This is a genomic window from Pleurocapsa minor HA4230-MV1, from assembly GCA_019359095.1.
Classification (GTDB): Bacteria; Cyanobacteriota; Cyanobacteriia; order Cyanobacteriales; family Xenococcaceae; genus Waterburya; species Waterburya minor.
In genome coordinates, this window is record JAHHHZ010000017.1 from 234,649 (window position 1) to 259,376 (window position 24,728).

General features: G+C 40.8%; 23 protein-coding genes and 1 tRNA gene. 17 read left to right on the forward strand and 7 right to left on the reverse strand.

Annotated features, from left to right (window positions below):
- Positions 1–124: 124 nt before the first annotated feature.
- Complete coding sequence (locus KME09_08355) at positions 125–241, forward strand: photosystem II reaction center protein I (protein ID MBW4533938.1); 117 nt, start codon at positions 125–127, stop codon at positions 239–241.
- A gap of 83 nt (positions 242–324) precedes the next feature.
- Positions 325–510, forward strand: a complete 186-nt coding sequence (locus tag KME09_08360) for a hypothetical protein (GenBank protein ID MBW4533939.1) — start codon at positions 325–327, stop codon at positions 508–510.
- 60 nt (positions 511–570) lie between these two features.
- On the opposite strand, the gene KME09_08365 is transcribed toward KME09_08360, so the two are convergent.
- On the reverse strand, positions 571–1,860 hold the full coding sequence (locus KME09_08365; protein ID MBW4533940.1) for a S41 family peptidase: 1,290 nt from the start codon (positions 1,858–1,860) through the stop codon (positions 571–573).
- A gap of 431 nt (positions 1,861–2,291) precedes the next feature.
- Here KME09_08365 and KME09_08370 point away from each other — a divergent pair, with 431 nt between their 5' ends.
- The 7 genes from KME09_08370 (at position 2,292) to KME09_08400 (ending at position 9,678) form a co-directional block, all read left to right on the forward strand.
- Entirely contained in the window at positions 2,292–3,062 is a 771-nt protein-coding gene (locus tag KME09_08370; GenBank protein ID MBW4533941.1) for an FtsQ-type POTRA domain-containing protein, read from the forward strand.
- Positions 3,063–3,290: 228 nt separating this feature from the next.
- Positions 3,291–4,556 (forward strand): cell division protein FtsZ, encoded by a 1,266-nt coding sequence (ftsZ, locus tag KME09_08375; protein MBW4533942.1) that lies wholly within the window; start codon positions 3,291–3,293, stop codon positions 4,554–4,556.
- An 83-nt stretch (positions 4,557–4,639) separates the two neighbouring features.
- A complete protein-coding gene (thiD, locus tag KME09_08380; GenBank protein ID MBW4533943.1) occupies positions 4,640–5,440 on the forward strand; it encodes a bifunctional hydroxymethylpyrimidine kinase/phosphomethylpyrimidine kinase in 801 nt (266 codons plus the stop codon).
- A 31-nt stretch (positions 5,441–5,471) separates the two neighbouring features.
- Entirely contained in the window at positions 5,472–5,969 is a 498-nt protein-coding gene (gene scpB / locus KME09_08385; protein ID MBW4533944.1) for an SMC-Scp complex subunit ScpB, read from the forward strand.
- 86 nt (positions 5,970–6,055) lie between these two features.
- On the forward strand, positions 6,056–6,400 hold the full coding sequence (locus tag KME09_08390; protein ID MBW4533945.1) for a DUF760 domain-containing protein: 345 nt from the start codon (positions 6,056–6,058) through the stop codon (positions 6,398–6,400).
- Between the two features lie 670 nt (positions 6,401–7,070).
- Positions 7,071–8,108, forward strand: coding sequence for a class II fructose-bisphosphatase (gene glpX, locus KME09_08395; GenBank protein MBW4533946.1), 1,038 nt, complete (start codon positions 7,071–7,073; stop codon positions 8,106–8,108).
- A 283-nt stretch (positions 8,109–8,391) separates the two neighbouring features.
- Positions 8,392–9,678 (forward strand): glutamyl-tRNA reductase, encoded by a 1,287-nt coding sequence (locus tag KME09_08400; GenBank protein ID MBW4533947.1) that lies wholly within the window; start codon positions 8,392–8,394, stop codon positions 9,676–9,678.
- A 292-nt stretch (positions 9,679–9,970) separates the two neighbouring features.
- Here the strand turns inward: KME09_08400 and blaOXA are convergent, their stop codons facing one another.
- The gene (gene blaOXA / locus KME09_08405) at positions 9,971–10,813 is read right to left on the reverse strand and encodes a class D beta-lactamase (protein MBW4533948.1); all 843 of its coding nucleotides are present in this window, start codon (positions 10,811–10,813) and stop codon (positions 9,971–9,973) included.
- A gap of 166 nt (positions 10,814–10,979) precedes the next feature.
- Here blaOXA and KME09_08410 point away from each other — a divergent pair, with 166 nt between their 5' ends.
- Entirely contained in the window at positions 10,980–11,714 is a 735-nt protein-coding gene (locus KME09_08410; protein ID MBW4533949.1) for an ABC-2 family transporter protein, read from the forward strand.
- Between the two features lie 86 nt (positions 11,715–11,800).
- Here KME09_08410 and KME09_08415 read toward each other — a convergent pair whose 3' ends face one another.
- Complete coding sequence (locus KME09_08415; GenBank protein ID MBW4533950.1) at positions 11,801–12,124, reverse strand: hypothetical protein; 324 nt, start codon at positions 12,122–12,124, stop codon at positions 11,801–11,803.
- A gap of 268 nt (positions 12,125–12,392) precedes the next feature.
- On the opposite strand from KME09_08415, the gene KME09_08420 reads away from it, so the two are divergent.
- The 3 genes from KME09_08420 (at position 12,393) to KME09_08430 (ending at position 16,006) form a co-directional block, all read left to right on the forward strand.
- Positions 12,393–13,013, forward strand: a complete 621-nt coding sequence (locus tag KME09_08420; protein ID MBW4533951.1) for a VWA domain-containing protein — start codon at positions 12,393–12,395, stop codon at positions 13,011–13,013.
- A 113-nt stretch (positions 13,014–13,126) separates the two neighbouring features.
- A complete protein-coding gene (locus KME09_08425) occupies positions 13,127–14,203 on the forward strand; it encodes a 4Fe-4S ferredoxin (protein ID MBW4533952.1) in 1,077 nt (358 codons plus the stop codon).
- Positions 14,204–14,254: 51 nt separating this feature from the next.
- Complete coding sequence (locus tag KME09_08430) at positions 14,255–16,006, forward strand: AAA family ATPase (protein ID MBW4533953.1); 1,752 nt, start codon at positions 14,255–14,257, stop codon at positions 16,004–16,006.
- 302 nt (positions 16,007–16,308) lie between these two features.
- On the opposite strand, the gene KME09_08435 is transcribed toward KME09_08430, so the two are convergent.
- Positions 16,309–17,937 carry an alpha-D-glucose phosphate-specific phosphoglucomutase gene (locus KME09_08435; protein MBW4533954.1) on the reverse strand — a complete coding sequence of 543 codons (1,629 nt, stop codon included), beginning with the start codon at positions 17,935–17,937 and terminating at the stop codon, positions 16,309–16,311.
- Positions 17,938–18,085: 148 nt separating this feature from the next.
- Positions 18,086–19,660 carry a hydantoinase B/oxoprolinase family protein gene (locus KME09_08440; GenBank protein MBW4533955.1) on the reverse strand — a complete coding sequence of 525 codons (1,575 nt, stop codon included), beginning with the start codon at positions 19,658–19,660 and terminating at the stop codon, positions 18,086–18,088.
- A 263-nt stretch (positions 19,661–19,923) separates the two neighbouring features.
- Between KME09_08440 and KME09_08445 the strand changes: the two genes are divergently transcribed.
- Positions 19,924–20,067 (forward strand): transposase, encoded by a 144-nt coding sequence (locus KME09_08445; protein MBW4533956.1) that lies wholly within the window; start codon positions 19,924–19,926, stop codon positions 20,065–20,067.
- Here KME09_08445 and leuC read toward each other — a convergent pair.
- A complete protein-coding gene (gene leuC / locus KME09_08450; GenBank protein MBW4533957.1) occupies positions 20,062–21,462 on the reverse strand; it encodes a 3-isopropylmalate dehydratase large subunit in 1,401 nt (466 codons plus the stop codon). The two genes, KME09_08445 and leuC, sit on opposite strands and share 6 nt — an antisense overlap.
- A 225-nt stretch (positions 21,463–21,687) precedes the next feature.
- Between leuC and KME09_08455 the strand changes: the two genes are divergently transcribed.
- The gene (locus KME09_08455) at positions 21,688–22,128 is read left to right on the forward strand and encodes a DoxX family protein (protein MBW4533958.1); all 441 of its coding nucleotides are present in this window, start codon (positions 21,688–21,690) and stop codon (positions 22,126–22,128) included.
- Positions 22,118–22,597, forward strand: a complete 480-nt coding sequence (locus tag KME09_08460) for a GNAT family N-acetyltransferase (protein MBW4533959.1) — start codon at positions 22,118–22,120, stop codon at positions 22,595–22,597. The genes KME09_08455 and KME09_08460 overlap by 11 nt, the downstream gene beginning before the upstream one ends.
- Before the next feature lie 360 nt (positions 22,598–22,957).
- On the opposite strand, the gene KME09_08465 is transcribed toward KME09_08460, so the two are convergent.
- Positions 22,958–23,827, reverse strand: coding sequence for a hypothetical protein (locus KME09_08465; protein ID MBW4533960.1), 870 nt, complete (start codon positions 23,825–23,827; stop codon positions 22,958–22,960).
- Between the two features lie 356 nt (positions 23,828–24,183).
- Between KME09_08465 and KME09_08470 the strand changes: the two genes are divergently transcribed.
- Positions 24,184–24,255 (forward strand) — tRNA-Thr (locus KME09_08470).
- Positions 24,256–24,728: the final 473 nt, after the last annotated feature.

Here is a 24,728-nt window from a genome sequence, read left to right on the forward strand (position 1 = left end):
GTTTTGCTGTTAGCTAAAGTGGACTACGACCCATAACATTTTCAGTTGCTGGGCTAAATTTTGAAACATGAACACTCGTTAATATTTTTGTCCATTTATTTAGATTTATCAGGAGCGAATTAACATGGCTACTCTTAAAATTGTGGTGTACATCACCGTCTTTTTCTTTATCGGACTATTTATTTTTGGTTTTCTCTCCAGCGATCCTTCTCGTAATCCTGGCGGTAGCGACTCAGAATAGTATTGACGATCTAAAATATCAGAATTAGGGGCAGTTTAAAAGCCCCTTTTTTATCGCCTTTTTTTATCGCTATTGAGTGGCAAATGAGTACAGCACAGCAATTTTGGTACGTAATCAAACAAGAAGATGGAACTTGTCAGGTAACGCAGTTTGAGCGCCAACAGACAAAAACCCCAGAGCAAGAACAATGGGGTTCATATAGTAGCCAACAAGAAGCAATCGCCAAAAAGATTGGTCTAATTCGAGCGGGGAAATGTCAACCTGAGTAGTTTATCCGCTAATTAAATTATTTTATTATTTAATTAAAAAGCTTATAGCTTATAGCTCCTTTATTTAACGGCTTGAGGTTCAGCTGATTGTTGCGCCTGAATATTTTTATTTAAAACATCAAGTGCTTTGACAAATTGTATATCTTCCTTAGTACCAAAGCGATCGCTACCATAAAGTTTCTGTAGCTGAGCTGGATCTAACTTAACCACCACATCAGGAGGAATACCCGCTTTATTAATATCTGTACCATTAGGAGTAAGATATTTAGCGATCGTTACTGCTAACCCTGAACCATCACCTAAAGGACGAACTGACTGGACTAAACCTTTACCAAAAGTTTTTGTACCTAACAATGTTGCCCGTTTATTATCTTTGAGCGCACCTGAGAGAATTTCGCTGGCACTAGCCGAACCACCATCGATTAAAACCACTAATGGCTTATCAGTTAAAGCTTTGTTAGTCGCAGATTCGCGATCGCTAATTCCCTGGCGATCTACGGTGGAAACAATCGTACCTCGATCGATCCACATCCGCGCAATATCGATACTGGAATAAAGCAAACCACCAGGATTCGAGCGCAGATCTAAAATATAACCAACTACATTTGCCTGTTCTTGTTGTTTGATTGCCTTCTGCATATCTCTAGCAGCATATTCGTTAAAGGTAGTGAGGCGAATATAGCCAACTTTACCTAATTCTGTATCCTTAAGGCTCGCTTTAACAGGATGAATTTCAATTTTTTCGCGAATGATGTCATAATCTCGTTCTTGACCATTGCGCTCAATCGTTAAAGTAACCTGGCTGCCTTGCTCCCCTCTAATTAGATCCACAGCATCATTGACGTTCATCCCTTTTGTATCTTTGCCATCAATCTTTAGGATTAAATCCTGAGCTACAATTCCCGCCTCAGCAGCAGGAGTATCCTCGATGGGCGAGATCACGATTAATCGACCTGTTTTTTTATCTTCAGAGATTTGAATCCCTACCCCAACTAATTCTCCTGAAGTATCAATTTGCATATTTTTAAACTCTTCAGGATTCATAAAGCGCGTGTAGGGGTCTTCCAACTTGCCCAACATTTCACGAATTGCTTTATAAGCATCTTCCTGACCTTGGTAAGAAGCATTTTTGATATATTGTTGTCTAACTTTTGACCAGTCGATATTGTTAAAAGTCTTATCTACATACTGATAGTTAATAATTTGCCATACTTCATCAATTGTCTCTTTCGGGCCACTCTGAATCAAAGCTTGACTTTGAGACAAATGAATTCCTGCACCAGTAACTGCTACTGTCGATAGAGCTACCGCCGTGGTTCCCAAAATCAGTCCTCTTTTTGTCATTACCATACGTTAAAAATATAATAAATGTAGCCAAAATTACTCCTAAAACGGCAAAGCTTAACCTAAACGTTAGCAGAGATAATAATGTGAGCAAAAATTTTTATTAATTAGAAGTCTAATTTACCACAGGTAAACTAAAAGTTTGGTGAATTCAGGGGAGACATCACTAATCAGGGAGCAACTAGAATTTAGAATTTGGGCGATCGCATTTTAAATCACATTTAAATCTACATTTTAATTTACATTTAACAATCTTAAGCTGGCGATAATATCTTGTACCGATCTTCCCCACCCGATCCATTCCTCAATTTAGCTTACTAGCATATTTTAGATATAGCAGTTAATATAATTGCTAATTAAATCAATTAAACCATTAATATCTTAGCTCAATCATCAGAGATTACCCCAGTGCTGTTTCCAACTATGGTTTCTTTCTCATGAGTGTATTTCCTCCGCCACAGCTACAGTCTAAGCTTGCTCTAGTAAAACTTCAGCAGCGTCGGTTAACTCAGCTTTCGCTCTGGCGTTCTTGCTGCCTAATTTTTTGCACTATGGGTCTTGGTCTAGCAGCAATTTTACCAAATTCGCAAATTAAAGCATCAAATCAAGTTAGAGTAAATGGTAAAACGTTAGTCAGTGAAGAGGCAATTTATCAAGCTTTAAAATTAAGCTATCCCCAGTATATTTGGTCGATCAATGGTTTAGAATTAGCCCAAAAAATTGAATCTATTCCCTCAGTTGAAGCTGCAAAAGTTAACAAGCAAATTATTCCTCCTTTAATTACTATTTCTCTTCAAGAAAAGACTCCCGTGGCTTTGGCTACATCTCAAGGGGAAGTAGGATTTTTAAATTCTCAAGGAGAATGGATCGCGCAAAAATTTTATAGTAGTATAAAAGCCGATTTTCCTTTACCAAATCTTAAAGTAACTAACTATCAAATAGAGTGGTCACAAACTTGGCAGCAAATATATCAATTAATTTTTCTTTATCCTGAACTAGAAGTCTCCGAGGTCGACTGGCAGGCTTCAGGGGGGATATTTTTAGATACGAAAATAGGACGAGTTTTTCTGGGTTCAGAGTCCTCTTACTTGGAACAACAGTTTAAAATTATTTCAAAATTAAAGAATTTGCCAAAACAGCTTAAAAAGAGCGAAATTGCTTACATTGACTTAAGTAATCCTGAAGTAAATTCAATTCAAAAGTACTAACTTTAAGTAAAATCTTTTGACAAGATAAGTATATACACGGATACTTTAAGTAATTTTTATTTTATCTTCCGTAATTTCTTGGATGATACTTAATCAAATCTGTTTAATAATTACGAAAACTTTAATATTATTCCTAGAATAAAATACCCAGATGATAATAAATTGAGTTAAGCTACCAAATTGAATTCTGGATTAGAAAACTAAGCGCGGAAACCTGGATGTACGCCCATGTCTTTAAACAAAAAAAACGTTAATACTCTCAATAATGAAATTAACTACAACCGTTCCGATTTACCCACCGCTTTAGGAAACAACTCTTTAGGTAGCAGTATGGGAATACCTTTCAAGGGTCATAATAGTTCTCAGATTCCCAAAGAAGAAATTAGGAGTAATAAAATAGTGCCGAGTAATGTCGCTAAGATTAAAGTCATGGGCGTGGGCGGTGGTGGCTGCAATGCCGTAAACCGCATGATTGAAAGTCAGGTGTCGGGGATCGAGTTTTGGGCAATAAATACGGATGCTCAAGCTCTAGATAATGCCATGGCGCCTCAAAAACTACAGATTGGGCAAAAAATCACTAGAGGCTTGGGTGCTGGCGGAAATCCTGCGATTGGACAAAAAGCAGCTGAAGAGTCAAGAGATGAAATAGCTCATGCGCTGGAAAATACAGATTTAGTCTTTATTACCGCTGGCATGGGCGGTGGTACAGGAACAGGAGCAGCACCAATTGCTGCTGAAGTAGCGAAAGAAATGGGTTGTCTTACTGTGGGAGTGGTAACTCGACCCTTTACCTTTGAAGGTAGAAGACGCACTAAACAGGCAGAAAAAGGTATTGATGCTTTTCGGAGTCGAGTGGATACTCTAATTGTGATTCCCAATAATCAATTACTGTCAGTTATTTCGCCTGAAACGCCAGTGCAGGAAGCTTTTGGTGTAGCAGATGATGTTTTGCGCCAAGGTGTACAGGGTATTTCCGATATTATTACCATTCCTGGTTTAATCAATGTCGATTTTGCCGATGTAAGAGCAATTATGGCCGATGCAGGTTCAGCCTTGATGGGTATTGGTTTAGGCTCTGGCAAATCCCGTGCTAGGGAAGCTGCGGTGGCTGCGGTTTCTTCTCCTTTGTTAGAAGCATCGATTCATGGCGCTAAGGGAGTGGTAATTAATATTACTGGGGGATATGATTTGACTCTCCATGAAGTGAATGCTGCTGCTGATAGCATTTATGAAGTAGTTGATGAAGACGCCAACATTATCTTTGGTGCAGTAATTGATGACACCATGGAAGGAGAAGTAAGAATTACCGTGATTGCCACAGGATTCGATGGTGAAACCCAAGAACTTGATTTAGAAGAACCGCAAGCAGAATCAAACAACGTTTTTCAGGGTATACCAGCAGCATCACAGCCCGATCGCAATCGGTTAAATAGAGATAGCGGTAAAATCGAAATTCCTGATTTCTTGAAACGGAAACAGTTTCCTAAAAATTAAGCTAGTTCTTAGAGTAATGAGAGCTGCACTTTAAGCTCTTGTCCACTTTCAAGCTGAAGCTCATTTCCCAGGTAAGGAAAATCTTGACTAAAGTAGCTTTAACGATCGCTGGTTCGGATAGTAGTGGCGGAGCGGGGATTCAGGCAGATCTGAAAACCTTCGCCATGCACTGTGTTCATGGTGCTAGTGTGGTAACTTGTGTCACGGCACAAAACACGATTGGGGTAACCCAGGTGGCCCAGATGAGTGAGTCCTTAATTACGGCTCAAATAGATGCTGTAGGGAGCGATTTAGCAGTAAGTGCAGTCAAGACTGGAATGTTGTTAAATTCGACAATTATCACGACGATCGCCCAGCAGATTGAACAGCAAAACTGGCAGCAGTTAGTTGTCGATCCTGTCATGGTTTCCCGCACAGGAGTAAAGTTGATTGACGATCTGGCGATCGCCTCTTTACAAGAGTTAGTCATTCCCCAGGCTTTAATCGTTACTCCTAATCGTTATGAAGCAGAGATTCTCAGCGGTTTGACTGTCAATAATCTGGATGAACTTAAACAGGCAGCGATCGCCATTTATCAGGCTAGTAAAACAGTAGTTTTGGCTAAAGGTGGTGCTTTGTCAGGGGATGAGCAAGGGGTGGATGTTTGGTATGATGGCCAAGGAATTAAAACCCTATTTAATCAAACTGTAGTCACTAAAAATACTAATGGTGCAGGCTGTACTCTCTCCGCAGCAATCTGTGCTAACTTAGCTTTGGGCGAAAATCTGTGGCAATCGGTAGTTAAGGCCAAAAATTATGTCACTAATGCTTTAGAACATTCTTTAGATATTGGTGGAGGTAATGGCCCTGTTGGTCATTTTTTCCCTTTGATAAAATCTGATTGAGCAAAACATTCTTTCATCCCCAGCCAAGATCATGAAACTATCTACCAAAATCGAAGCGATTATCTATATTAAAAGCAGACCCCTTTCAATTGAGGAAATACACGCTTGTCTTCACGAAAAAGAGGGTGAAAGTAAAATATCCGAAAGCGATCGCGAATTGATTGAAGATGGCATCATTGAACTGATGAATGACTATGCCCATCGAGATAGTGCTTTAGAAATTATTGAAACCGAAGCAGGCTATAGTTTACAGCTTAAAGATGATTATGCCTATCTGCTGCAAGAATTAGTTCCCGCTGAACTAGGCAAAGGAGCCTTGAGAACTTTAGCCGCAGTAGCCTTAAGAAACCCAATTTTGCAGACTGAATTAATCGATCTACGGGGTAGCAGCGCCTATCAACAGGTAGCTGAGTTAGTACAGTTAGGGTTTGTGCGTAAACGAGAACAGGCTGATGGTCGCTCTTATTGGCTCGAAGTGACTAATAAATTCCACCAATACTTTGAAATTAACAATCTGGCTATCTCCTAGCTGTTTTTAACCTTCTGCTCTACTAGCGGATGCCCCTGGTACTGTGTCAAAGTATAAGTAACGTACATCCATTATCTGGGTAACGAATGATATTTAATTTTGATTTTCTTAATTCTGAAACGCAAGAACACAGTTACAACACTCTGATGCAGTACTTGCGTCAGCAACACCCTGAAGTTCTCGCTCAAATTGCTGCCTCTGCCAGTCCAGACGTTAAACAAATTATTTCTCAAAACGTCCAAGGATTAGTGGGTATGTTGCCTTCTGGAGACTTCAACGTCAAAATCACTACCGATCGAGAAAATCTAGCTCACTTGCTAGCTTCAGCAATGATGACAGGCTACTTTTTGTGTCAGATGGAAAAGAGAATGAATTTGGAAGCAAGTCTGACTAATCTGCCTAACCACTCTTTAAGTGATGAATCTCAGTAACTAGATTACATCTTGGTTGTTGATTTGACTTGACGGCGATCGCCCATTAGCCTAACTCGGTGTCAGACTTAAAAGCTGACGACAGATTTCTCATGTCAAATTAACGATTAAATTCACTTCTTAAATCCACTGTGCAAGATTAACCACCTTTGGCAAAAGTGAGCATCAGCAATACAGATAAGGCCATGCCAGGACTAAGCAGCAAAACTAAGGTGAGAAATTCGTGGGATGTCATGAAATAATTATTCTACGCTTAAGTGAATCAAAATACTAACTTCTATAGATTAGCTATGAATCTTCATCAAAGTAGCTGGGCTAAATATTTTATTAATATTTGATGACTATTGCTACGGCTTTTTACTATTTCAACTGCTCGATCGCCAGAAAACACTAGTTTTTCAGCTTAATTTTTTGTCACAAAATATACTAAAATACGTACTGAACGGCGAAAACTCATTATTTCTTAAAAGTCATTTAACGTCATTGTAAAATTTTGCCTTGTTGTAAATTACAAACCAACAAGATTTTTGAGATGAACACTGAAGCTATATTCAGAGCTTATTAAAAATTAATAATTATTAGAGAGATACCTCTCTCTGGTAGACTTTGGACTTGAGAGATCGCTATTTAACAAAAATTTAACAACAAGCAAATAGGGAGGAAAACCTTGCTGGAAACAACCCTCGGTTTAGAAATTATTGAGGTAGTAGAACAAGCTGCTATCGCCTCTGCCAAGTGGATGGGTAAGGGAGAAAAAGATACTGCCGATCAAGTAGCAGTGGAAGCAATGCGTGAGCGCATGAACAAAATTAACATGCGTGGTCGAATTGTGATCGGGGAAGGAGAACGAGATGATGCGCCGATGCTTTATATCGGTGAGGAAGTAGGTATTTGTACTCGTCCCGATGCGAAGAACTTTTGTAATCCCGATGAGTTAATTGAGATTGACATCGCCGTGGATCCTTGCGAGGGAACTAACCTCGTTGCTTATGGACAGAATGGTTCGATGGCAGTTTTAGCCATTGCGGAGAAAGGCGGATTATTCGCTGCACCTGATTTTTACATGAGAAAGCTGGCTGCACCTCCATTAGCTAGAGGTCATGTAGATATTAACAAATCTGCTACAGAAAACCTCAAGATTCTTTCAGACTGCCTCAATCGTTCAATTGAAGATTTAGTGGTAGTGGTGATGGATCGTTCTCGCCATGAAAGTTTAATTAAAGAAATTAGAGATGCTGGGGCAAGAGTTAGATTAATTGCCGATGGTGATGTTTCTGCTGCTATTTCCTGTGCTTTCTCTGGCTCAAATATTCATGCTTTGATGGGTATTGGTGCTGCACCTGAAGGAGTAATTTCAGCGGCGGCAATGCGCTGTTTAGGTGGACACTTCCAAGGACAGTTAATCTACGATCCTAGTGTAGTAAAAACTGGTCTGATTGGTGAAAGCAAAGAAAGTAACCTAGAGCGACTAAGTTCAATGGGTATCAATGACCCAGATAAAGTTTATGGTGCGGAAGAACTTGCTAGCGGTGAAACAGTACTGTTTGCTGCTTGTGGTATTACTCCTGGTACTTTAATGAACGGCGTGCGCTTCTTTAAAGATGGTGCGAGAACTCAGAGCTTAGTTATCTCATCTCAGTCAAAAACTGCTCGTTTTGTAGATACAGTACACATGCTTAACCAGCCAAAATCTCTACAATTGAGATAATCAGCTAGCTAATTTTAGTCAGTATCTTAAAGTCATGATTTAAATAATAGCTAAAGATATGTAAACCCTGATTAAAAAAGCAGATACTTGACATGGTAAACAGGGTATAAATTGATTAGGTAAAAGGCAATTAGTAAAAGAGATATCTTCTGCTGTTGCCTTTTTCGTACCTACTTTCCGCCTAATAAAACTTAATAAAAAAAATCGTTAGATATAAACAATAATTTTGCTTTGATTTTCCCCGTTTGATAACTGAATTAAAGCAAAATTTGCAAAAAACATAATGAACATTGTAGTTGTTGGTTTAAGTCATAAAACTGCCTCCGTAGAAGTCCGCGAAAAACTCAGCATTCCCGAAGCACAGATTGAAGAAGCGATCGCCCTGCTCAAAAGCTATCCCCATATTCAAGAAATAGCGATTATCAGTACCTGTAACCGTCTAGAAATATATGGTGTAGCGCTAGATCTAGAGCAAGGTGTCCGAGAAATTAGCCAGTTTTTAGCAGATAAAGCTAAAATTTCCCTCAGAGAATTACGCCCTAATCTGTTTACGCTCCTAAGAGAAGATGCTCTGCGCCACCTCATGCGTGTCTCAGCAGGCTTAGAGAGTTTGGTATTAGGGGAAGGACAAATACTAGCTCAGGTCAAAAAAACTTACAAGCTGGGGCAAAAATATAAAGGTTTAGGTCGGTTATTAGATCGCTTATTTAAACAGGCAATTTCTACAGGCAAAAGAGTTCGCAGCGAGACTAGCATCGGTACAGGAGCAGTTTCAATTAGCTCGGCAGCAGTAGAATTAGTCCATACCAAAGTTGACAATTTGCCTGACTACAGCGTGACGATTGTTGGTGCGGGAAAAATGGCTCATCTGCTGGTAAAACATCTGTTATCCAAAGGTGTCACTAAGATTGCGATTGTCAATCGTTCCCATCGTCGAGCGCAAGAACTTTGTAGTCAATTTTCCCAAGTAGAAATTCAGATCTATCCCCTAGGAGAAATGATGCAGGCGATCGCCACTGCCGATCTAGTATTTACTAGTACAGGAGCAACTCAGCCAATCTTAGACCGCGCTAAGTTAGAGGATCATCTAACTCTGGATAAAGATTTGATGCTGGTAGATATTTCCGTTCCCCGTAACATAGATGCTAATGTTAAAGAAGTTGGCTGTGTTAGCGCCTATAATGTTGACGATCTAAAAGCCGTAGTGGCAGCTAATCAAGAAACTCGTCGCCAGATGGCACAGGAAGCCGAAGTGATTATCGAACAGGAAGTGGCTAACTATCTTCTCTGGTGGCGATCGCTAGAAACTGTGCCAACTATTAGCTGTTTACGTAACAAAGTCGAAAGTATCCGCGAACAGGAAATGGAGAAAGCTTTGTCTCGTTTAGGTTCAGAGTTTGGCGAGAAGCACCAAGAAGTAATTGAGGCTTTAACCAGAGGTATTGTGAATAAGATTCTGCATGAGCCGATGGTACAACTAAAAGCGCAACAGGATATTGAAGCTCGTCGTCACTGTTTACGTTCTTTGCAAATGCTGTTTGATTTAGATACAGAAGAACAGTACAGCTAAATAGTAACTAGTAATTATCTATCCAACAACTTACAACCGCGATCTAAATCTTTACTAGGTCGCGTTTTTTTTTCTGCAAATACGTTAACCGAAGGATTAAATGGCGTTAGTAATTGAATGTATGATTTACAAAGTGTTTCGGTTCGCAGCTTTCAGCGCGGAAGCGGAGCTTCCCAGCCTCCTAGAGGCGGTCTGCGCTACGCGCTGCGCTATTAGCTTTTAGCTCTTTTGATTTAACTAGCTTGCAGCCAAATTAAAAATCCTACCTCTATTTACCAATGCCGATTAAATCTTAAAGTAGCCCTAAATCCTGTAAACACGATTTAGTAACTTCTAACCGTGCTGCTAAATCTTCGTCGGTGACAACATCAATATTGGTCGCAAAAAAATAAACATTATTATTTTGTTCTAAATAACCCACGTACCAACCTATTTGGGGTGTGACAGAATCAACTATTCCAGTTTTAACCCGCAGTACATAGTTAGATGTCTGTTCGGCGATCGCAATATCTTTAACTAGATCGATATTTTTTTGAGCAAAAGGCAGCTCATTTTGCTGGAGACGACGGAGAAAATCAATTTGCTGTCGAGGTGTAATGCGTAATTCTCCCTCCAACCAAAACTTATCGATATCCTCTTTGCCACCAATATTTTGATTTCCGTATTGAATTTTGGTCACAAAATCCTGCATCCTTTGATGACCAATTTTACGAGCCAGAACTTGATAAAACCAAATAGCCGAATATTTAAAAGCTAGACGCATGTTCAAATCTTGATTCCATTCGTCAATAAGAGTATCGCCTAAACCTCTTTCAATCCCATCCCAAGTCAGAACATCAACATCATTTTGGATTACTCCAGTCTCTAGAGCAATTAAAGAATTAGGAATTTTATAAGTGGAAGCGGGAAGAAAAGGAGTTTCATTGCGATCGCGATTATGTTGATAGAAACGATCTTGATTGAGATCGTAAATCATAATTGAGCCGTTCACGCCCAGGCTTTCAAAGTGCTGTTGAAAATCCGCTTGCTGCTCTATATTTGGTTCGGTTTGCGAATAAACTGGATGTTCTGTCACCAGATAACTACCAACTGTCGCTAAAAACAATAGCAAGAGCAAATTAATTATTTTTTTCACAATTTTTCTCTTTGCGCTAGTTTATCTATAAAACTGTTTCAATTGAATCAGAGCCTGAATAGCATGTCAAAAAATGGCGATCGCTCTCACAACATAATTTTGCTGATTTAAAAAAATGTTAAACGTCAGAAAAGCCAGAACCCTCGTGTTAACTCACTATGCTTATATGCTGGAGTACCGAGCCGAAATATTTCTGTGGGCATTATCTAACTCTTTGCCCATTATTCTGATGGGAGTATGGATTCAAGCCTCAAGTAAAGGGAATTTTGATTTTACACCTCAAGAGTTTGCGCGCTATTTCTTTAGTGTCTTTATCGTGCGCCAGCTTACGACTGTCTGGGTAATTTGGGAATTTGAACGAGAAGTACTTGAAGGACAACTATCACTACGTCTACTCCAACCTATAGATCCTGTCTGGCATCATGTCGCCAGACACATAGCCGAAAAAATGACTCGTATTCCTCTAATTGCTTTATTCTGCGGATTGTTTTTTGTTCTCTATCCTGATGCAGCTTGGATTCCCCAACTGTCTAATATCTTCTTAGGTATTATGGCGATCGCTCTATCTTTTATGTTGTCCTTTGTAATTCAATATACTTTTGCTATGCTGGCTTTTTGGACAGAGAGAGCCAGTGCGATCCAGCAATTCTGGTTTCTGTTTTATATCTTTCTTTCAGGCACGATCGCCCCTTTGGAAGTCTTTCCTGCTGGCGTGAGGCAGGTTGTAGAATGGACTCCTTTCCCCTACATGATGCATTTCCCTGCCGTATTACTGATGGGATTACCAGTAGAATTTGGTAAGAGTGTTCTCATTATGCTGAGTTGGGCGATCGCTTTTTTAATTGTTAATCGCTGGCTGTGGCGTAAAGGATTAAAACAATATTCAGGGATGGGTGCTTAAGCAGAATAGAAGGATAAAAGATGAGGAGATAAAGATATAATAAATGCTTGTTGCATCTCCTTAACTTATCTCCCATTTTTTTTACACTAACTGGCGTTCACAGTTTCTGAGTTGGTTGCTTGAGCATTAGGGCCAACAACAGTTCGGCGACTAAATAATTCTTCTTCCATCGGCACAAACTCAATTCGATTGAGTAAGGTTGTCACAAAGGCAAACAGCAAGAAAGGCAAAGATAAAACTAAAACAATACCCACAGTTGCTAAAGCATAAATCTGTCTCGTGCTGCTCCATAAAGCTAAAGTGGTTGCCAAGCTAACAAAAATTACAATTAGCCAGATAATTATCTGACCATAGATATCACCAAATTTTAAAGTGCAGATCATTTTATATTTATGCAGTGCATTATCCATCTAAAAATCTCCTAAAGGTATATATGTTGAGCTTTCAATTACCTACAATTATCGCGGAGGTTTCTGAGATTAAGTAGAATATTCAACTATTTTTCCCAGGCTTGCAATATCTGTTTACAATTAACTTATAAAATTGAGTATATGTACTTAATTTTATTTTCAGTTGTGGGTATTAAGTAAATCTGTGAAAATTTTTGATTTTACACAGTTAAGTTCAAGCTTGTAATAGGCTGTAGGTTGAAACTGGAACCAAATAAATTGTGACATCATGGCGGATAGTTCTATTGTTGAAGATCGCGACTATACATTAATTATTGATAAAAGTGGCAGTATGTCGATTAACGATCGCCCTGGAGGCAAGACTCGTTGGGAATCTGCCCAAGAATCTACTTTTGCTCTAGCTCAAGAATGTGAAAAAGTAGACCCAGACGGGATTACGGTTTATTTATTCTCTGGTCGTTTTCGTCGCTACGATAATGTTACCGCTGACAAGGTGGCGAAGATCTATCTGGAAAACGATCCTATGGGGCGGACAGATTTAGCTAGCGTCTTGGCAGATGCGGTAAATAACTATTTTGACCGTAAAGTAGCGGGAAAAGCAAAGGCTAATGGGGAAACAATTGTGGTTGTGACCGATGGTGAACCTGATGATTATAAAGCCGTAATGAGGGTAATTATTGATGCTTCCCGTCAAATTGAGCATGATGAGGAGTTAGCTATTTCGCTGATTCAGGTGGGCAAAGACCGTAAAGCAACTCAGTTTCTCAAGGCTCTAGACAATCAGTTAGAATCTGCTGGAGCTAAATTTGATATTGTCGATACCATTACCATTGAAGATATGCAGGGCTTGACTTTAGCTGAAGTTTTATTAAATGCCGTTACAGGGTGAGTTCAGTAATCAGTAATTACTAATGTAAGAGAGAATAACTTGGGATAGAGAATTAGGAGCTTTGAAAAAATTCCTAACACTAATGATTGACAAACTATTACGATGTAAGAGTGATGCAATCCTATCCCTTACATTCCTTAAAAGAGGGTAGCTGGTTCAAGTTAATTTGTGGAGCTAGCTACCAACATCTCCCTGCTGTTCGCAGTTTGGCTATAGCTTATAGTTTGGCTGGTGCGGACTGTATTGATGTAGCTGCCGATCCTGCGGTAATTGCTGCTGCTCAGGATGGAATTACCGTAGCCAAAGAAGAGTTAAAGTGTAAATTACCTGACAAATCACCGTGGTTGATGGTTAGCGTTAATGATGCGGAAGATCCTCATTTTCGTAAAGCCAAGTTTGATGTGACTCAATGTCCAACAGATTGTCCTCAACCATGCGTGAAGGTATGTCCTGCGGATGCAATTGATTTAAATAGAGGAGGGGTGATCGATAGCCTGTGTTATGGCTGTGGACGTTGTGAGCCGATTTGCCCTCAAAGTTTAGTTACAACCCATTCCCATATATCTTGTTTGCCAGAGGTGATACCCTTAATCAAATCTTTAGGAGTAGACGCGATCGAGATTCATACTCAGGTAGGACATTATGATGATTTTAAACGGGCTTGGCAGAATATTTTACCGATCATCGACAACCTGAAACTATTGGCAATTAGCTGTACTGATGCACCTAATGTAATTGAATATTTGCGATCGCTTTATGAGTTAATTAGTCCTTTACCCTGTCCCCTAATTTGGCAGACGGATGGACGCTCAATGAGTGGAGATATTGGCAAAGGAACGACCCACGCAGCAATTTCCTTGGCTCAAAAAGTTTTACAGGCACAACTACCTGGATATATTCAGTTGGCGGGAGGAACGAATGATTATACAGTAAGCAAACTCAAACAGGCAAACATGCTGGGTACGATATCCAGCCTAGCGGGAATTGGCTACGGCAGCTATGCCAGAGCAATTTTAGCACCGACTATCGCTCAGTTAGAAACTGCACTGCAATTAAATCAAGTTAAATCAATTAAAAATAAACCGATGAATCAGCTTAATTTAAAGCTCGAACACAACAGAGAGTTATTAGAACAAGCAGTAGACACTGCTAAAGGACTAGTTAGCCAGATTAAAACGGCTAAAAGTTAGTCTCTGTTCTACCAAATTTATTCATTTTTTATTACCAAATATACTTTCATAATGCAGTCAGATATAGCTTCCCATCGGATGCAAGTGACCGACAACCTAGACAAATTACTTTCTATTTTTCCTGACTCGATTCGTGCCAATTTAGATGAGCAAATCGAGTCAGACAACGATAATTTAATTGAAGTGGTTTTAGATTTAGGCAGATTACCCGAAGCTCGTTTTAGCGATCGCGCGGTCTATATTCGCGATCAGCCAGTAACTCAAGATGAGATCCAACACTGTATCGAACGGGTTGGTATGTTCAGTAGCGATAATCGTGCGGGCATTGAAAGAACTCTGCACCGCATTAGCGCCATTCGTAACCGTACTGGAGACATCATTGGTTTAACCTGTCGGATTGGTCGGGCAATCTTCGGGACAATTGTGATGATTCGCGATCTAGTAGAAACAGGACAGTCTATTCTCTTGCTGGGTCGACCTGGGGTGGGCAAAACTACGGCTTTAAGAGAAATTGCCAGAGTCCTAGCCGATGACTTTGGCAAACGAGTCGTGATTATTGATACTTCCAATGAGATTGCTGGAGATGGTGATGTGCCTCATCCCGCCATTGGTCGCGCCCGTCGGATGCAGGTAGCTCGCCCTGAGTTGCAGCATCAGGTAATGATTGAAGCGGTGGAGAATCATATGCCTGAAGTAATTGTCATCGATGAAATTGGGACTGAACTAGAAGCCTTAGCAGCCAGAACTATTGCTGAAAGAGGGGTGCAATTAGTGGGGACGGCTCACGGTAATAGTGTCGAGAACTTAATTAAAAATCCGACTCTATCAGATCTCGTTGGCGGGATTCAAAGTGTTACCCTGGGTGACGATGAAGCCCGTCGTCGCCGAACTCAAAAGACCGTTTTAGAACGAAAAGCACCTCCCACCTTTGCGATCGCCATCGAGATGTTAGAACGGCAGCGCTGGGTCGTCCACGATGATGTATCCGCTACTATTGATACCCTCTTGCGGGGTATTGAACCCCCTGCTCAAGTCCGAACCGTTGATGATAGTGGGGAGGTGACCATTATTCATGAAGAATCTTCTTCGCCATTTAAACCACTGCCTGCTAGAAACACTAATGGGGTGACACCTTTGCATCCTCAAGGACTAAGAGCATCTGGCAGAATGACTCCTCTGGCTTTAAATGCAAGTAACCAAAGGGGTAATTCTGACTTTGAGAATATGTTAGAACGCTCTTGGCAAACCAAAGAGCCAAATAGCCAAAAAATACGTACCCCTGGCCCAAATGGAGAAGACTGGCCCGTATATATCTATGCTTATGGCATTGGTCGCTCTCAGATCGATCAGGTGATTGAGGTGTTGGATCTGCCAATCATGTTGACTAAAGATTTAGATGAAGCAGATGCGGTGGTGGCATTGCGATCGCAAATTAAACATCATTCTCGACTGCGCAGCATCGCCAGAGATCGTCATCTACCGATCTATACAGTCAAGGCAAATACAATTCCCCAGGTGACGCGCATCTTTCGGCAAATTCTTAACCTAGACGATCCCAACATTCCTGAACCAACAGATTTACGTCTGTTTAGCAAAGCAGGCAGCGATGACGAGATCGAGGCGCTAGAAGAAGCCAGACTGGCGGTAGAACAAATCGTCATTCCTCAAGGTCAACCTGTAGAATTACTGCCGAGATCGGCAAAAGTACGTAAAATGCAGCATGAGTTGATTGAACATTACCATCTACAGTCCGATAGCTTTGGTGATGAGCCAAACCGCCGTCTGAGGATTTATCCTGCATAGCGTCTGAAGATGGAGTGGGCAGGATCAAAAGTGTGATTTAAATTCTATCATTTTGATCCTGCTCATAAAGCGATCGCATAACTAGTAGATCGTCAACTGTGAATTGATGGATTGAGATTAGGTAGTAGGTAGTAGGTTAAAAACTTATTACTTATTACTTATTACTTATTACTCATTACTTATTACTCATTACTCATTACTCAAAACAAGTTTGACAATCTACTAGGTTTCTAGTCTAAGGCGATCGCGCTTTTTTATGTAACAGTTTGGACAATCAAGTCTAGCCTATTGCTATAAGCAATTTAGGTAATTACTGTAGGCTCATCACGCTGGGTATATTCTTTGATTTGAGCAATCCCTTGAGCCAGATCGATTAAAGGTTTTAAAGCCGTTTGAGTTTCCAGGTTATGCTTACTCGCATCAGGTTCATAGCTTTCAACATATAGCCTTAAAGTTGCTCCTTTAGTACCAGTACCAGAGAGACGGAAGACAATTCGTGAGCCATCGGTGAAGCCAATACGAATACCCTGGTTTTTGCTCACGCTATGATCGACAGGATCGGTGTAACTAAAGTCATCGGCATATTTAACTTCGTAGTTACCAAACCTTTTACCCGCCATATTGTCTAGCATTTTTCCTAGACGTGTCATTAATTCTGTGGCGCGTGCTTTATCGACTTCCTCGTAGTCATGACGGGAATAATAGTTGCGTCCATAGGTTTTCCAATGATCTTTAACGATCGCTTCTACCGATTCCCCTTTGACCGCTAAAATATTTAACCAGAACAATACTGCCCATAACCCATCTTTTTCACGGACATGATTTGAACCAGTACCAAAACTTTCCTCACCACAAAGAGTAGCTCGATCCGCATCTAGCAAGTTACCAAAGAATTTCCATCCTGTCGGGGTTTCATAACAGGCAATACCCAATTTATCCGCTACACGATCTACCGCTTCACTAGTAGGCATACTGCGGGCAACTCCCGACAAACCAGCTTTATAGCCTGGAACTAGGGTCGCATTAGCCGTTAAGACAGCGAGACTATCACTGGGAGTAACAAAAAAATTATTACCTAAAACCATATTGCGATCGCCATCGCCATCGGAAGCTGCACCAAAATCTGGGGCATTATCGGCAAACATGATCTCCACTAGATCATGGGCATAGACCAAATTAGGATCGGGATGTCCACCCCCAAAGTCTTCTAGCGGTTCGCCATTTAAGACTGAACCTGATGCACCCAAACGTTTTTCAAAGATATCTTTCGCATAAGGCCCTGTAACAGCGTGCATAGAATCAACACACAGTTTAAAGTCTTGCTTAATCAACTGACGAATACTCTCAAAATCAAACAGCGACTCCATTAAACGAGCATAGGGTTCAACAGGATCGATCACTTCTACACTCATTTCTCCCAAGCGCGTCACCGTGAGTCTATCTAAGTTGAGATCATCTGCTTCGAGAATCTTATAGCGATCGATCACTTGAGAACGCTCAAAGATTGCTTCAGTGACTTTTTCGGGTGCTGGCCCTCCACTAGTAATATTGTACTTAATTCCAAAATCTCCTTTTGGCCCGCCAGGGTTATGACTAGCAGAAAGAATAATCCCGCCATAAGCCTTATACTGACGAATAATTGCCGAGGCAGCAGGGGTGGACATAATTCCGCCTTTACCGACCAAAATACGCCCAATACCGTTGGCAGCAGCCATTTTCATGATGACCTGAATTGCTTCGCGGTTATAATAGCGCCCATCACCACCTAAAACGATAGTCTGACCTGCGCAGCCATCAAGAGAATCAAAAATTGATTGCACAAAATTCTCCAAATAATGAGGCTTTTGGAAAACTGTGACAGACTTACGTAAACCTGACGTTCCTGGCTTTTGATCCGAAAAAGGAGTCGTAGAAACAGTACGTATGTTCATAAAATATGTTTAAAAAGAAATATACCACCAATTTTACAGGTCGATAGCATCTCTCAGGTTATCAACTGCGACCAAAGTTCTTAACCTCTAATAAAAATGCGATCGCCAAATATATTCAAAAAACCTCCTACTTCCTACTTCCTATTTCCTACTTCCTACTTCCATCCCCACCCCAGCCACCACCACCAGGAGTTTCGATCGCAAACGTATCTCCTGGCTGCATCTCAACTGTGGCAGTACTGTCTAATGCTTCAACGGTTCGATCTTGTCGAATGACATAATTTTTGCCTACTTTCCCTGCTTCCCCACCATTTAAACCGAAAGGAGGAACAACGCGATGGCTTGATAGTATCCCTGCCGTCATTGGCGCTAAAAAGCGGACTTTCCGCACTACTCCATTACCCCCAGAGTATTGCCCTTTGCCTTGGCTACCTTCGCGAATACTAAAGCTTTCTAAGATTACAGGATAACGAGATTCCAGAACTTCAGGATCGGTTAACAAAGAATTAGTCATATGAGTCTGTACCGCATCAGTACCCTTGAACCCATCACCCGCACCAGAACCACCACAGATGGTTTCATAATATTGATAGCGTTGATTGCCAAAGGTAAAATTATTCATCGTACCTTGAGAAGCTGCCATGATGCCTAATGCGCCATACAAGGCATCGACAATAGTTTGGGAAGTTTCCACATTACCCGCAACCACCGCAGCAGGATAAATAGGGTTGAGCATACAGCCTTGAGGAATAATAATATCGAGGGGTTTTAAACAGCCTGCATTCAAGGGAATAGGGTCAGCTACTAAAGTCCGAAAGACATATAAAACCGCAGCTTGAGTTACAGCAGCAGGGGCATTAAAATTACTTGCTTGCTGGGGTGATGTACCAGTAAAATCGATTACTGCCCGAAGATTATCTCGGTCAATAGTTACTTTCACCTGGATTACTGCACCATTGTCCATAGCATAGCTAAACTGGCCATCATTTAAAGTAGCGATCGCGCCTTTAACTGCTAACTCGGCATTATCTTGAACAAACTGCATATAGGCTTGCACGGTTTCTAAGTCATAGTTCGCCACCATGTTTAAGAGTTCTGTAACCCCACGATTATTCGCTGCAATCTGCGCTTTAAAATCCGCTAGGTTTTGGGGAATATTACGGGCAGGATAGGTATGGTTAGTCAGTATTTCTCTAACTGCATCTTCTCTCAAGTTACCTGCTGCTACCAGTAAGAAATTATCAAATAAAATTCCTTCTTCTGTGATCTTGGTACTGTGGGGAGGCATTGAACCTGGAGTAATTCCGCCGATATCTGCCTGATGTCCTCGTGAGGCAACGTAGAAAATGGGTTTTTGGGCAAACGGTTGTTCGCCCCGACGGGGGAATAATGGTGTGATGGCGGTTACGTCGGGTAGATGTGTCCCGCCATTATAGGGATTGTTAGATAGATACACATCTCCTGGTTTAATTTCATCCTGTACTTGATTAATTAAGCTGGTGACGCTGGCACTCATTGAGCCTAAATGAACAGGGATATGGGGTGCATTAGCGACTAATGAACCAGAAGCATCAAAGATGGCGCAGGAAAAGTCTAGTCTTTCTTTGATATTGACTGAGGCTGCCGTATTTTGCAGCACGATGCCCATTTGTTCGGCAATAAACTGATAGAGGTTTTTAAATATTTCTAAACGAACAGGATCTGGTTTAGATATATTGTTCATAAATTAATTAATCGATCCGTTCTAAATTTAAATAATTGTGATCGCTGTTTTGACTAAATAATGTGGGTAAAAATCGAGAGTATAATTTAAGTACTAAAATATGTACTCAAATTTAGGGAATCGGTAAACTACACAGAATTTCATCAAAATTTAGCTACCTACCTTAATAAACGTGAGTTCGACGAAAAAATCAGAGAAAAGAAAGGCTGAGATGTACACTCAGAATAAGCAAAAATAATGAGTACCTCAGCCAGTCTCATAAAGTGTTCCAAGATCTTGCAGGTTGGGGCAAAAATTCTATGGGCTGGCATTTTGGTTTTAGCCGTAAAGATGGGCAAAACGCTGTACCGCCGAGAGATTTGAACGATGATTTTGACGAGATCAAGACGGAAGCATTTGTACTATAGCTCCCGCACATCTGCAACCTGACCTTTCACAGCTGCTGCCACCACCATTGCTGGACTCATTAGTAAGGTTCTACCAGTCGATGAACCTTGACGACCTTTGAAATTGCGATTAGAAGAAGAAGCGCTAATTTGATCTCCCTGTAGCTTATCGGGGTTCATAGCCAAGCACATCGAGCAACCTGGTTCACGCCATTCAAACCCAGCCTGTTTAAAGATTTTATCTAAACCTTCAGCTTCGGCTTCCTGTTTAACTCGTTCTGAGCCTGGAACAACAAAAGCTTTTACTGCTGGTGCTACCTGATGTCCTTGAGCAACCTTAGCTGCTTCTCGCAGATCGCTAATTCTACCGTTGGTACAGCTACCAATAAAACAAATATCGACTTTAGTTCCCTTCAAAGGTGTGCCTGGAGTTAACTTCATATAACTATAAGCTTCTTCAGCGATCGCGCGATCGCCTTCTGGTAAATCATGGGCAACAGGAATATTTTCGCTAATACCTAGTCCTTGTCCTGGCGTAATCCCCCAGGTAACAGTCGGTTCAATCTCAGCAGCAGCAAATTGAACTACATCATCGTAAATCGCATCATCATCACTACGAATACTGCACCACCAATCAATTGCCTTGTCCCAAGCAGCGCCTTGAGGAGCAAAATCGCGACCCTTAAGATAAGCAAAAGTTGTTTCATCAGGATTAATATAGCCACAACGCGCACCACCTTCAATGGACATATTACATACAGTCATGCGTTCTTCCATCGACATCGCAGCAAAAGTAGAGCCAGCAAATTCGTAAGCATAACCCACACCACCTTTGACACCAAGCTTACGAATAATATGCAGAATGACATCTTTGGCAAAGACACCGTGGGGTAACTCACCATTAATTTCAACTTTACGCACTTTGAGTTTAGCCAAAGCCAAAGTCTGGGAAGCCAAGACATCTCTTACCTGAGAAGTGCCGATTCCAAAAGCGATCGCCCCAAACGCGCCATGAGTTGAAGTATGAGAATCACCACAGGCAACGGTCATTCCTGGTTGAGTTAAACCCTGTTCGGGAGCAATTACATGAACGATTCCCTGATTGCCCGAACCGACATTGTAGAATTTGATGCCGTAATCTTGCGTATTTTGTTCTAATGCTTGAATCATCTCTTCTGCTAACACATCCGAGAAGGGACGAGCCTGATTTTCTGTAGGCACAATATGATCTACTGTGGCGACTGTTCTTTCAGGAAACAATACTTGAAGGTTTCTGTCTCTTAGCATCGCAAAAGCTTGAGGACTAGTTACTTCATGAATTAGATGTAAACCAATAAATAGCTGGGTTTGACCAGAAGGTAATGTCCCAACGGTATGTAAGTCCCAAACTTTATCAAATAATGTTCCCTTACTCATATAACTATGTTGCTGCTGGTGCTAAAAAAGTATCTGTGGTTTATTTTACAATTTTTGCCCGATGACTTTTTGCTCAAGACTAAATATTATTATTGAGCAGAGTATCAGTGGTTCGTTAGCTAGAGATTGATAAAAAGCTGTAACCTCTGATAGATGATTCTTTCACTCAAAATTTAACAGGCTAGTAAATGAAATTAATTTTTTAGCTGGGGTTTAATCAAGAGAATGTTTAATCGTAAAGAAATACTCCGAGGTGTTTTAGCTGTCGCCATTATTATTGTGGGAATTACTCACTTTGCCAAACCAGATCCTTACGTCACCATCGTGCCTCCTCAACTTCCTAATCCCCTGGCACTGGTTTATATTAGCGGTTTTTTTGAAATTTTAGGCGGAATTGGCTTACTAATTCCTTATGTAAGTGTAGCAGCAGCTTGGGGCTTAATTGCTTTGTTTATTGCCGTCTTTCCTGCCAATATTAATCAGACATTTAATGCCATTCCCATCGAAGGAATTCCCCACATTCCTATTTTATATTGGGTCAGACTACCGTTCCAAGGGGTCTTGATAGCCTGGGCTTGGTGGTATACTAGAGAGCCTGACAAACAACCTGGTGCTTCTTTTTTGAGTCGTCGATTTGCTCCCATACTCGATCGCAATGCAAATTGAACCATACAAACCTCAGCAACTCGATACTATTATTCGTCTTTCACTTCGGGCATGGACTCCAGTCTTTGATTCAATTCAGCAAGCGATGAACCCTGATGTGTACCAGGTATTCTATCCCGATAATTGGCGTGTGAGCCAGCAAAAAGCTGTCGAGGATGTCTGCACTGCGGAAGACACAAATGTCTGGGTGGCGATCGCTTCAGGTTCTCCTGTGGGCTTCATAGCAGTAAAACTACACTCAGAAGACAGCATGGGTGAAATATATATGGTCGCTGTCGATCCAGATTTTCAGGGTCAAGGTATTGGCACTACTTTGATAAAATTTGCTCTGGATTGGATGAAAGATGCTGGGATGTCTATTGCTATGGTTGAAACTGGAGGCGATCCAGGTCATGCGGTAGCGCGCCACACCTATGAAAAGGTAGGCTTCGGGCTATTCCCAGTCGCCAGATACTTTAAGAAGCTCTAAGAAACCTAAGATGTAAGTGTCTTTAAAGAGACAAAAGCGTGAGTCAAATTAAGAATTCGCTAGGCATCATCAGCCCTATCTCCCTTTTCGTTCCTCTCTGCCTACGATCCATTATTAATCAGTAATTATATTCAGTCCGCTTATGTACTTCTAATAAAATCTTTGCCTCAACAGCGCGATTATTCAAGGCGAAATGAATTCGCCGAATCTCGCGCTCAAACTAAGCGGGATAAACGCCTCTGCGTCTTTGCGACGCGAAGCTAGTGCTAAAGCACTTGTCTCGCATAGTTGGAGATACCGCTTCGCATATCCTTTAGGGCGCGAGTTTTAATTCAACTGTTTATCCATACTTGATATTACTCAAGGATTAGTTCTTTTGCCTTCAGGTAAAGAAGGATAAGGTTTATAAGGCATGGGAATATATTGTACTGATGGACGAATGTTTTGAGGCTGAGGATAAAATTCCATCAGCTTGTAAATAGATTTAGGCAAACCAACTGTAATCGGCAAACCAAGTTCTGTTGCTTCTTCTACAGTAATCGGACAATCGTGAGTAATTTTTCCTGTGGTCAAGGTATCTATAATGTTTTCGATATTTTCTGGTGCAATCTTGGGTTGAGGAATTTCATCTTTAAGTAACGTTCTCACAAAACGTTGTACTTGATTGATGGCTTTGCGCGATAAATCCGCCATGATTAAAGTCTGATCGTCAACTTCGGCGATGGGTTTTTGTTCGACTACTTTAATAATGCTAGCAGCAGCCATATTCCCTAGTTGAGGATCTACTGGGCCTAAAACAGCATTGGGATCCATAACAATCTCATCGGCAGCTAAAGCAAGCATTGTTCCACCACTCATGGCATAGTGAGGAATAAAGACGGAAACTTGGGCAGGATGACGAATTAAGGCTCTAGCAATTTGCTCCGTCGCCAATACTAACCCTCCTGGCGTATGCAAAATAAGATCGATTGGGACGTTGGGAGGAGTAAGACGAATTGCTCGTAAGACTTGTTCTGAATCTTCAATAGAAATATAGCGACTTAGCGGAATTCCTAAAAGACTGATAGATTCTTGTCGGTGAATTAGTAAAATAACTCGACTTTGACGATTTTGCTCGAATTCTTGTAAAGCGCGAACTCGTCGAAATTCTGTTTGGCGACGTTGCCATAGTGGTTGCAAAGACGAGATGATTAAAAATACCCAGAATAGATCGAAAATACTAAAACTCATTGTGATTGCTGTTCTTTTTTACACTTTTATTTTTACCAAATGGTATTAGAAGAACAATTTATCTAAAGGCATAAATTAGTCTTTTTTCATCTTTATCGGCGAAATTAGTGGTATTAGTTCACAGTCAGGGGAAGTAGTAGTAGTAGTGTAAGCTAATCAGCAAAGGGAGTTAGAAGTGGTAGAGTAAATTCAAGATTGACGAAACTTGTAGCATTGACAAAAGAATTCGCTCATATTTACGATATCTTTGAATATTTAAAAGTAAGTGTTATACTTACCTTTGGTGTTTAATCCCTTGATGCTTATAAAGCAGAGGATGTTCTTAACTAGAACTATACTTGTTTGAACACGATATCGCTCTCGTGGCTTAGTGGCAAAGCACCTCCTTGGTAAGGAGGAGATCACGGGTTCAAATCCCGTCGAGAGCTTCCTCACTATCGTTCGGACTATCGGGCTTTTCCCGTAATCCCCTCCTCCCAAAGGAGGTACGCTTTACTCAAAACTTACTCAAAAGTAACTATAGCTGAGAGCTGAACGAAAGAGAAGCGGGTACATAAATACCCCAATTATATAAGCGCTTAAATATCGCTATATAGAAAAGCTATACATTATTCCATCTTTATGGCAATCTGTCAAATCGCTTAAACAACCCTCAGTTCGTTACGAAACCAAGGCTTTACAGGCGGTTATCTTAAATGCTGTAATTAGATAGTTAAGATAACTATTCTTGCTGATTCTTTATAGGCAATTACGACACTACCCCTCGATCTAGGTGGATGCCTGTAGCAAGGGGTAGTGTTTCAGATTAGCTCTACTTATACCAATACAGAATTAGTACAAACTCGTTATTTCGCATTTTAGAGCTAGATCGAGATTAAAAAAGCAAGATTTACCCACATCA